The following is a 10,980-nucleotide window of genomic DNA, read 5'->3' on the forward strand; positions in this document are numbered from 1 at the left end:
TGATTATTTGCAGATTAAATGTTTGCGAAAACAGAGAAACAACATGCAAAAAATTGTTCACTTAAAATCCAAGAATCACAGCATGATCATTAAAGTGGATCGTGTTCCTGAAATCCTTCATTGGGGAGCAAAGATCGCTCAGATCGATCCCGATTTAATGCTCTCAACCGAGCGTCCTATCTCGCAGGCTCGTCTTGATGTCGACGTACCCCTATCACTTTGTCCTGAGCTTGGTAGTGGTCACTTTAATGCGCCTGGGATTGAGGGGCATCGTAACAGCGAAGACTGGGCTCCCGTGTTCACAACCACATCCATTGAGCACGATGACAACAGCGCGACATTTACTCTGCAAGATGACATTGCTGGTCTTGAATTATTGATTGAGCTACAACTGGACTTTAACAGTGATGTGGTACAGAAACGCATCACCGTGAAAAACACGACTGCCGGTGACTATTGCTTGGGTAAGCTCTCCTCTACCCTGCCACTTCCTAACCATGCAAACGAGCTGATGACGTTCCACGGGCGTTGGTGTCATGAGTTTCAAACTCAGCGTTTGAGCTTTGAGCATGGTGGCTTTATGCAAGAAAACCGTCGCGGTCGCACCTCTCACGAAAACTTCCCAGGTTTGTTCGCGGGCACTAATGGCTTTAGTGAGCAATTGGGGCAAGTTTGGGGCTTCCATCTTGGTTGGAGTGGTAACCACCAACTTCGTGCCGACGTTCGCAGTGACGGTCGTCGCTTTGTTCAAGCTGGTGAACTGTTACTGTCTGGTGAAAAGCGTCTACAAAGCGGTGAAACCTACCAATCACCATGGCTTTACGCGACATACAGTAACTCGGGGTTGAATGGAATATCAGAGCGATTCCACGAGTTTGTTCGTGCCAATATTATCCAATTTCCAAACAACAAACCTCGCCCTGTTCACTTAAACACGTGGGAAGGCATCTACTTCGATCACAAACCTGAATACATCATGCAGATGGCAACCGAAGCCGCTGAGATGGGTGTCGAGCGCTTCATCATTGACGATGGTTGGTTCATTGGTCGTGATGGCGAACGCGCAGCGCTTGGTGACTGGTACTTGGATGAAACGAAGTACCCAAATGGTCTTGAGCCTGTCATCGAGCACGTAAACAACAAAGGCATGGAGTTTGGTCTTTGGGTAGAGCCAGAGATGGTCAGCCAAGACTCAAACCTCTATCGCCAACACCCAGATTGGGTATTGAGTCTGCAAGGCTACCACCAGCCTTCAGGTCGCTGGCAATACGTGTTGGATTTGCAAAACCAAGATTGCTTCAACTACCTGTTTGAGCGTTTGAATGACTTGCTGACTCGCTACAACATCGGCTACCTGAAATGGGATATGAACCGTGAATTGGTTCAACCAGGGCATCAAGGTAAACCTGCTGTGCATGGCCAAACGAAAGCGCTTTACCGCTTGCTAGACGAGCTTCAAGCAGCACACCCTGCGGTTGAAATTGAGTCTTGCTCTTCGGGTGGTGGTCGTATTGATTTTGAAATCCTTAAACGCACTCACCGTTTCTGGGCTTCTGATTGTAACGATGCGCTGGAACGTCAAGCGATTCAACGTGGTATGAGCTACTTCTTCCCACCTGAAGTCATGGGCGCTCACATTGGTCCTGCAGAGTGTCACTCAACCAATCGTCGCCATGCGATCAACATGCGTGGCGTGACGGCGTTAAGTGGTCACATGGGTGTGGAGCTCGATCCAGTAAAAGAAAGCGCGGAAGAAAAACAAGCGTTTGCTCATTACATTCAACTGCACAAGCAGTATCGCGATTTGCTTCATTCTGGACGTACTTTCCGCATCGATCCTGCCGATCAAAACCAGAACATCTATGGCGTTGAGAACGAGCAAGAAATGCTGATTACGGTGTGTCAGTTGGCCATGCCAAATCATGCGCTGCCATCTCCACTTCGCGTCAGTTGTGCGGATGAAAACGCCCGTTACGAAGTCAAGATTGTTGAAATGCCAAAAACCAGCTTCCAGTTGATGAAGCAACGTCCGCAATGGCTAGACAAAACCCTGACGTTAAGTGGCGATAACTTAAAGGAAATTGGGGTGACGCTTCCGATTCTCGACCCAGAATCGGCGCTCATTGTTCATCTTAAGAAAATTTAAACCTCTATCTGTGCCCTCTAGCGACCGGGTTTCAACTTCGCGTTGTTCCTGATAAAACACTCCTATACGCGCTAGAGGGACACCCTACAACTAACAAGCAAAACTTAATTGCTTAACTTGTTAAGGAAACAAAATGTCTATTACAGTATTACTTTCGTTCTTGCTGTTTACAGGCTTTGTTGTGGTGTTCACTTACAGCAAAGTTAAAAACGATAAAAACACCTCTCAAGACGGCTTCTTCCTTGGTGGACGAAGCTTAACAGGTGGGCTGATTGCCAGCTCCTTAATTCTTACCAACCTGAGTGCCACCAGCTTTGTTGGCATGAGTGCGCAATCTTACACCCACAACATGAGTGTGATGGGCTGGGAAGTGGCCTCTGGCGTTACACTGGTTATCATTGCGCTGCTGCTTGTTCCTCGCTACCTCAAGCAAGGCATCACCACTATTCCAGACTTCTTAGAAAGCCGTTACGACATGTCGGTGAAGAAGTTCGTTACCCTGTTGTTCTTGTGCCAATACGTCATCAACATTCTACCTACCACTCTTTACGCTGGCGCAGTGGTACTGGGTGAAATCTTTGATGTACAAGGTTTACTGGGCATTTCTGAGTTCAGCTCTATCGCCCTTATTTCTGCCACTATCGGTTTGCTGGGTTTCTTCTACGCGATTTACGGCGGTCTAAAAGCCGTGGTAATTGCAGACACGATCAACGGCGTTGGCTTGATCACCGGCGGTTTGATGATCCCTGTATTTGGTCTGATGGCATTAGGCGGCGGTAACTTTATGGAAGGTTTGGACGTATTGCTGACAGCCGCACCGGAAAAGCTGCAATCCGTAGGTAAAGAGACCGATCCACTGCCGTTCTCTACTCTGTTCACAGGTCTATTGTTGGTGAACTTGTACTACTGGGGTACTGACCAATCAATTATCCAACGTGCACTTGGCGCGAAAAACCTGAAAGAAGGTCAGAAAGGCGTGATTCTGGCGGGTGCGATAAAAGTTATCTCTCCACTGTTTCTTATCATTCCCGGCATCATTGCGTTCCATATGTTTGGTGCAGATGCGGGCAACCCAGATACGATGTACACACGCTTGGTGAACGAAGTATTGCCTAAGCCGCTGGTTGGTTTCTTTGTTGCGGTCATGTTCGGCGCTATCCTAAGTACCTTTAACGGCGTATTGAACAGCTCAACAACCTTGTTTGCTTTGAATGTTTACAAACCACTATTTGGCAAAGACAAATCGGATGAGGAGTTGGTCGGTAAAGGTCGTATCTTCGGCGTTATCATTGCGATCATTTCGGTCTGTATTGCCCCTTTCATCATGTACGCACCAGAAGGCTTGTTCCAATACCTACAAATGGTTGCGGGCTTCTTTAGTGTGCCTATCTTCACTATCGTGTTTGTGGGCTACATTTCAAAACGTGTTCCAGCTATTGCCGCTAAAGTTGCTTTGGTCGTATTTGTTAGCTCTTACGCTGCGATGCAATTGGTCTTTGGTACACCAATTCACTTCCTACACCAATTGGCGATTCTATTCGTCGTGTGTACTGCTCTGATGTTTGCGATTGGTCACTTCATGCCGCGTGATACAGACTACGTAATGCCAGTGAATGAGAATATCGATGTGACGCCATGGTCATTCCGCTTTGAAGCATCAGCGGTCATCATCTACATGGTATTGGGCGCTTACGTGATGTTTTCAGACTTCGGTTTTGTCTCAAGCGATCCAACTATCATGCAAGTGTACGGCTTCTGTGGTCTGGTGTTGATGTTCGGTGTGGTTTCTAACTACTTCATCAAACGCAGAAAGCACAAAGAAGTGTCAAAGCTTAATGACATGTACATGCCTTAAGTCGACATAGATTGCACACATAAAAATCGGAGCACTGGCTCCGATTTTTGTTTTCTACCGAAACTTCGTCATCAACAACGAGCTTTTGAGGAAAGAAATGTCTCTTCGAGGTACTTTTTATCCTTTCGGATTTTTCGAGGTAAACGCAACACCGGAAGAACGAACATATAGACCAAGGCAATCCCCAGAACGCTTTAAATAAACCACACAAATACATCATCAGGCTTTATAAAACCTAGAAATCTCGATATTCATGCAACCTTCTCTTCGCCGCTCTGTTCACATTCATGAAGTCCCTTTGAGGCAAGTCGAAGTGCGGTTTTACTTTCACGTTAAAGATGCACCCCGTTTCCCTTTCTCTGTCCTTATAGCGCTTTATGAAATCTATCGCTAGAATCGCAGGTCTTTGATTTTACAAGTGACAGATCAATCAACAGCATCGATAACATCACCAAATTCCTCTCTAGAAGCGCAACCAAGAGTGAAAATAGTGATGCTGAGGATGTTCCTAGAAAGGTTAATCATGGCGAATACTAACTACAACGCACCGCTTACATTGCAACTTTATTTGGCCGCTGCATTCTTTTTTGGCACCTATGGCGGACGCGTATGTCCGATGCTCAGTACGCTCAGCGTTTACGAAGTCATTTTGCACTGCACCGTGGTGTTTACCTTCATCTATTTAGTGCGCCACTTTATTCTTGCGACACACCCGTTAATTGCGCAAAACCGCCAAGCTAAACTTGATACGATTTTATTTACTGCGGTTAGCATCCCTTTCGCGGCTTATTACAACCTTCAATATGACTTTACGTTCGATAGTAATGTAAAAGTCTTGTTTGGCATGGGGCTGTTTGGCTTCCTGACAGGTTCTATCCTTCAGCTGCAAAGCAAATTGGCTCAATTTAATGACTTGCGCCAGCAAAACCAATTCGATTTTGTTCTCTCAGGGCAACGCCAATCTATGGTCAAGCAGATGATCGGAATGATGATCGCTTTGCTGGTTACCTTAACGGCTATTTTGACCATGGTCGCTGTAAAAGACATTTATTGGCTAGAACAAAATCCGGAACAAATCGCCAATGGATTAGGAAAAATCAGCTTCATTAAGGAGCTGGTTTACATAGCCCTTGTCGTGGGTGGGTATGTGATCGCGATAATGATTCTTTGGACTCGCTTAATGCGGAAGATTTTGTTTAGCCAAGAACAAGCATTATTGGAAGTCACTCAAGGCAAGGTGACTCAACGACTCCCTGTATTCCAACATGATGAGCTTGGCTCAATGGCTTGTCTCACCAACCAAATGCTAGACAGCTTGCAAGTTTCACAAGACGAAGTGAAAACGACGCGTGACGTTGCCATTGTCAGCCTGTCCGCCTTGGCAGAGTCTCGCGATAATGAAACTGGCGCTCATATCATGCGAACGCAGGAATACGTAAAAGTGCTGGCAGAACACTTAAGTCAGTTTGAACAGCATCGTATGTTGCTCACTCCCAATTACATTGAACTGTTGTATAAATCGGCCCCGCTTCACGACGTGGGTAAAGTCGGCGTGCCTGACAGCGTGTTACTCAAACCGGGAAAATTGACCGATGAAGAGTTTGAGATCATGAAGGGCCATGCTGAAATTGGTGCCGAAGCGTTGTCAATTGCTGAAAAACAGCTAGGAAGTAGCTCATTTTTGCGAGTTGCGAAAGAGATCGCGCTAACACACCACGAAAAGTGGGATGGAAGCGGTTATCCGAACCAACTTTCGGGAGAAGCAATCCCACTATCTGGTCGACTCATGGCGTTGGCAGATGTCTACGACGCGCTAATTTCAAAACGTGTTTACAAGCCAGCGTTCAGTCATGACAAGGCGAAAGCGATCATTCTTGAAGGCCGTGGCAAACATTTCGACCCTCAAATCGTCGATGCTTTTCTTGCGGTCGAAACACAATTTCAACATATCGCTCATCAATATCAAGATGAACAAAACATAGCCGCTTAGTTACTTATCCCCCCTCTTATAACGCATCTTAAGAGGGGTTTTTATGTCAAAAGCATTGGTTATGTTAGATTTCTGTTTCAAATCAAAACTTTTTTAAGTTTTCTTTTCACTAACTGTTGTAACGAATATTGCTGAAAGGTATAAATGTCAGCAGACCCCTTCGATTAACATGGATGAAGATTATGTTTGAAAAAGTAGTTGCCGCTCCGGCCGACCCTATTCTTGGACTGACTGAAGAGTTTAAAAAAGATGCTCGCGCTGAAAAAATTAACCTAGGCGTTGGTATTTACAAGAACGAACAAGGCGAAACCCCTGTTCTTGCGACTGTTAAAAAAGCCGAAGCCGCACTGATTGAAACTGAAAAAACCAAATCTTACCTAACAATCGAAGGTACAGCAGAATACGGTCTAGCAGTGCAAAAACTGCTTTTCGGCGCAGATGCTGAAATCGTTGCTGGTAAGCGTGCTAAAACAGCACAAGCACCAGGTGGTACAGGCGCTCTGCGCGTTGCTGGCGAATTCATCAAGCGTCAACTTGGCGAAGTGAAGATCTGGATCAGCAACCCAACGTGGGCAAACCACAACGGCGTATTCACTGCTGCTGGCATTGAAACCGCGCAATACAGCTACTACAACGCTGAAACAAAAGACAAAGACTTTGATGCGATGCTGACAGATCTGCAAGCTGCATCGGAAGGCGATGTCGTTCTTCTGCACGGCTGCTGCCACAACCCTACTGGTATCGATCCAACGCCAGAAGAGTGGGAAACACTGGCTAAGCTAGTAGCAGACAAGAAACTGCTTCCTCTATTTGACTTTGCATACCAAGGCTTCGCGAAAGGCGTAGAAGAAGACGCAGCAGGCCTTCGTATTTTCGCGAAATACAACAAAGAAATCCTAGTGGCGAGCTCTTTCTCTAAGAACTTCGGTCTTTACAATGAGCGTGTAGGTGCGTTCACTCTAGTTGCTGAATCAGAAGAAGTAGCAACAACTGCATTCTCGCAAGTGAAAGCGATCATCCGTTCTATCTACTCTAACCCACCAGCTCACGGCAGTGCAGTTGTGACTCACATTCTTGGCGATGCAGAATTGCGCGCAGAATGGGAAGCTGAAGTAGCAGAAATGCGTGACCGTATCCAAGAGATGCGTGAGCTGTTCGTTGCAACTCTGAAAGCAGAAGGTGTAGACGCGGACTTCAGCTTCATCGAGCGCCAAAACGGTATGTTCTCGTTCTCTGGTCTATCTAAAGAACAGGTGAACCGTCTGAAGGAAGAGTTTGCAATCTACATTGTTGGCTCTGGCCGTATCAGCGTAGCAGGCATGACGAAGTCAAACATGGGTCCTCTGTGTAAAGGTATCGCTGCGGTTCTATAATCGCCCTCTAGCGAAAACCGCTTAAAAAGAGAAAAGGTCAGCAATTGCTGACCTTTTTAGTTTCTGCTGTTTTGTTTAAAACGCCGCGATAGAAATCGCGATGTCTTTCTCTTCGCTACTAGTAAATAAACTTGAAGCTAATGCCTACTTCATTGATATGATCAGAGGGTTGGCCTTCATAATCCGTATCGCGGAATTGGTAGTAAAGACCAGTACCGATAACATGATGCCACTGGTAGTTGAAGCCAATTTTGTAGTTGTTCTCGTCAACAATATCGCTGCGGTTTAAATGTACTTCCGCCGTTGCCATTAGCTTCTCGCTGAATAGATAATTCGCACCAATGGTGACACCTTGAATAAACTCACTGTCAGATGAAATGGTACGGTCTGTGTTGTCATCCGTTGCTTTCGCTTTGATCGCACCAAGGCCGTAAATACCATACACATCAAGCTGCTCATTGATGCCATAACGATAACCACCACCAAACATCAAACGGTCGATACGCAAAGTGAAATCGTCTGGGTGGAAAAATTGTGCGGAATAATCCACATTGAGTAGCCAGTTATCACGAATCAAATAATTGCCGCCTAACCCTAACGTTGTGGCGTTGGAATTGTCTAGCCATTCTTCGTTTGTGGTTCCGGCACCGACATCTAAATTGATGTGCTCGTAACCAAATTTTTCTGCTTGTTCTGCTTCTGAGGCAACGCTCATTATTGGTAATGCTACAAGAGGTGCAGCGAGTAATAGTCTTACCATTCTACTTCCTTCCATGAGTGTCATCCAAAACTCTTCTATAAACGCCATTGTATTGATTTAATTCGGCATCTTGATGACAGCGTAGCCGAATTAATTAGGATTTGCCGTGCGACTTGTCTGAATCTTATCATTGCGCACGAAAAACAGTGATCCGATAAGATTCTGTTTTAAAACTAAGTTAAGATTACCCTATCACTTGCAAACCAAAAGGCACCTTAATGGAAGCAGAACTTCTCGAGATATATAACTTTCTCGCCAAGTATCCCCCATTCAACGAGCTTCCGGAAGAAACGCTCACCAAAGTGACAGAGAACATCGAAATCTCTTACTACCGTCAAGACACTCCTATCATTCATTTCGGCGATCAGATCCACGATCTTTACATGGTTCGCAGCGGTGTAGTTGAAGTGTATCGACGTAAAGGTGAACTGTATAACCGGCTCGATGAAGGCGACCTTTTTGGTCAGATGGGTCTCCTTACCAACAACAAAGTTCGCTTTCCAGTAAAAGCGATTGAAGACTCCCTGCTCTACTGCATTCCTCAAGATATCTTCCAAGAACTCTACGATAACTTCGATTCATTCGCAGATTTTGTTGAAGTAGAAAACAGTGCTCGTTTGCGCCAAGCGGTTTCAGAGAACAACGACGCGAACGATCTAACGACCTCGAAAGTAAAAACACTCCTGACACGTGACGCGCCAACCATCGAGCGTGGCCAAACGATTCAAGAAGCCGCACAGTTAATGGCGCAAGATAATGTGTCATCATTGCTGATCGTTGACCCTGATTTTGTGCTCGATGAAGACGATCCACAATCCCCTGTCGTCGGTATTATCACTGACCGCGATTTATGTACCCGGGTCTTGGCAGAAGGTTTGTCGCCTCTCGATGAAGTATCAACGGTCATGACGACCGAGGTTATCTCTCTTGATCACAACGCTTACGTCTATGAGGCGATGCTGACCATGCTTCGTTACAACGTTCACCACTTGCCGGTTGTAAAAGATCAAATGCCTATTGGTATCATTGAAGCGACCGACATTGTTCGTTACGAATCGCAAAACTCACTATTGTTAGTAAGTAGCATCTTCCAACAACAAACCATCGAAGATTTGGCCATTGTCGCCGACGAAGTGAAAAGCAGTTTTGTTCGTCTGGTTAACGAAGACGCCAACTCTCACATGGTCGGCAGCGCGATGTCGGTCATTGGCCGAAGCTTCAAGCAACGCCTACTCGAAATGGCAGAAGAAGAATTGGGCCCACCGCCAATCCCTTATTGTTTCCTAGCCCTTGGATCTATGGGCCGTGATGAGCAGCTATTGGTCACAGACCAAGACAACGCCATCATTCTTGACGATACCTATCAAGAGGAAAAACACGGGAAATACTTCGAAGCACTCGCGCAATACGTTAGTGATGGTTTGAACGTGTGTGGCTACAAATATTGTACCGGTGACATCATGGCAACCAACCCTGAGTGGCGCATGACACGTTCAGAGTGGGAAGCGTGCTTCGCCGATTGGATTGACGACCCGAACCCGAAAGCCTTGCTCAATGCATCTATCTTCTTCGATTTGGATGGCGTTTATGGGCGTTTAAAATGGGCAGAACAATTAACGAGCTTCATTGTTCGACGCGCGCGTAAGAACAACCGCTTCCTCGCATGCTTGGCTCGTAACGCGTTGAACCGAACCCCACCACTGGGTTTCTTTAAAGACTTTGTGATGGAAAAAGATGGCCAGCACAAAAACTCAATCAACTTGAAACGTCGTGGTACAGCCCCTCTTGTGGACTTGATTCGTGTTCACTCACTGGCGGTGGGGTCACGCGCTCAAAACTCATTTGAACGACTCGATGACATCATTGATGCGGGCATTTTGCCAAAAGGCCGTGCTCAGGATTTGAAAGACGCGATGGAGTTCATCTCTATGGTGCGTATCCGTCACCAAGCGATCGATGTTGAATTGGGTATTGAACCAGATAACAACATTGAGCCAGAAAATCTGTCGGACTTCGAACGCCGCAACCTAAAAGATGCGTTCCAGATCCTCAGCAATGGTCAGAACTTCCTTAAGTTCCGTTATCAGGCCAGCAACAAGTTTAAGTGAGGCGTGGAATGATAAAAAAGTTGTTTCAAAAGCCGACCATTCAATGGCATACCAAGTTTCAACACAAGTTGGAGCAAGCGAAAGATGATCGGTTAATTGCCTTTTATGGAAAGGCGTTACCCGTGCCGGAAACCCCGTTGTCCCAAGTGGAATTCGTGGCACTCGATTTCGAAACGACGGGCTTAAATCCGCAGAAAAATGGCATCATCACCATAGGTTTGGTGCCTTTTAATCTCAATCGAATTTTCTTGCGCCAAGCGAAACATTGGAAAGTACGTCCACAAGAAAAACTCGATGAGGAATCGGTCATCATTCATGGTATCACTCACAGTGAATTGATTGATGCTCCGGATTTGGGGGAGATTCTCGGACCATTACTTGAAAGCTTAGCAGGCAAGATTGTCGTGGTGCATTACCGCCGTATTGAAAGAGAGTTTCTCGCTCAAGCGCTGCGTACTCGTATCGGCGAAGGCATTGAGTTTCCTGTTTTGGATACGCTGCAAATTGAAGAAGACATTCAACAAAGAACATCTGGTGGTTTGTGGAATAAGCTAAAGGGTAATAAGCCGAAATCCTTACGTTTAGCACAATCACGACGTCGCTATGGCCTTCCGGATTACACGCCACACCATGCGTTAACGGACGCCATTGCCACCGCTGAATTACTTCAAGCGCAAATTGCTCACCACTACAGCGAAGAGCAACCAATCAGTAGCTTGTGGCTGTAGCGAAGCGAGAAGCGAGAAGC

At 46.1% G+C, this 10,980-nt stretch carries 7 protein-coding genes; 6 read left to right on the forward strand and 1 reads right to left on the reverse strand.

The annotated features are described in order from the left end of the window. Positions 1–43: 43 nt before the first annotated feature. From KIT90_RS26185 to KIT90_RS26200, 4 genes are all read left to right on the forward strand, one after another. Complete coding sequence (locus KIT90_RS26185; RefSeq protein ID WP_285379469.1) at positions 44–2,146, forward strand: alpha-galactosidase; 2,103 nt, start codon at positions 44–46, stop codon at positions 2,144–2,146. A 133-nt stretch (positions 2,147–2,279) separates the two neighbouring features. Beyond that, positions 2,280–4,001 carry a solute:sodium symporter family transporter gene (locus KIT90_RS26190; protein WP_005438848.1) on the forward strand — a complete coding sequence of 574 codons (1,722 nt, stop codon included), beginning with the start codon at positions 2,280–2,282 and terminating at the stop codon, positions 3,999–4,001. Positions 4,002–4,524: 523 nt separating this feature from the next. Further along, positions 4,525–5,991, forward strand: a complete 1,467-nt coding sequence (locus KIT90_RS26195) for an HD domain-containing phosphohydrolase (RefSeq protein WP_285379471.1) — start codon at positions 4,525–4,527, stop codon at positions 5,989–5,991. A gap of 182 nt (positions 5,992–6,173) precedes the next feature. Next, complete coding sequence (locus tag KIT90_RS26200; RefSeq protein WP_009706876.1) at positions 6,174–7,364, forward strand: amino acid aminotransferase; 1,191 nt, start codon at positions 6,174–6,176, stop codon at positions 7,362–7,364. Between the two features lie 118 nt (positions 7,365–7,482). Here KIT90_RS26200 and KIT90_RS26205 read toward each other — a convergent pair whose 3' ends face one another. Then, entirely contained in the window at positions 7,483–8,124 is a 642-nt protein-coding gene (locus KIT90_RS26205) for an outer membrane beta-barrel protein (RefSeq protein WP_009706877.1), read from the reverse strand. A 218-nt stretch (positions 8,125–8,342) separates the two neighbouring features. On the opposite strand from KIT90_RS26205, the gene KIT90_RS26210 reads away from it, so the two are divergent. Together KIT90_RS26210 and KIT90_RS26215 are read left to right on the forward strand one after the other, a co-directional pair. After that, a complete protein-coding gene (locus tag KIT90_RS26210; RefSeq protein ID WP_005438856.1) occupies positions 8,343–10,232 on the forward strand; it encodes a DUF294 nucleotidyltransferase-like domain-containing protein in 1,890 nt (629 codons plus the stop codon). An 8-nt stretch (positions 10,233–10,240) separates the two neighbouring features. After that, complete coding sequence (locus KIT90_RS26215; protein WP_009706878.1) at positions 10,241–10,960, forward strand: 3'-5' exonuclease; 720 nt, start codon at positions 10,241–10,243, stop codon at positions 10,958–10,960. The last annotated feature ends 20 nt before the right edge of the window (positions 10,961–10,980 follow it).

Origin of the sequence: Vibrio sp. B172a (assembly GCF_030248355.1) — a bacterium.
GTDB lineage: Bacteria > Pseudomonadota > Gammaproteobacteria > Enterobacterales > Vibrionaceae > Vibrio > Vibrio owensii.

Coding starts and splice junctions, on each gene's coding strand:
- KIT90_RS26185 (WP_285379469.1), top strand. CDS start 44: ATGCAAAAAATTGTTCACTTAAAATCCAAGAATCACAGCATGATCATT.
- KIT90_RS26190 (WP_005438848.1), top strand. CDS start 2,280: ATGTCTATTACAGTATTACTTTCGTTCTTGCTGTTTACAGGCTTTGTT.
- KIT90_RS26195 (WP_285379471.1), top strand. CDS start 4,525: ATGGCGAATACTAACTACAACGCACCGCTTACATTGCAACTTTATTTG.
- KIT90_RS26200 (WP_009706876.1), top strand. CDS start 6,174: ATGTTTGAAAAAGTAGTTGCCGCTCCGGCCGACCCTATTCTTGGACTG.
- KIT90_RS26205 (WP_009706877.1), bottom strand. CDS start 8,124: ATGGTAAGACTATTACTCGCTGCACCTCTTGTAGCATTACCAATAATG.
- KIT90_RS26210 (WP_005438856.1), top strand. CDS start 8,343: ATGGAAGCAGAACTTCTCGAGATATATAACTTTCTCGCCAAGTATCCC.
- KIT90_RS26215 (WP_009706878.1), top strand. CDS start 10,241: ATGATAAAAAAGTTGTTTCAAAAGCCGACCATTCAATGGCATACCAAG.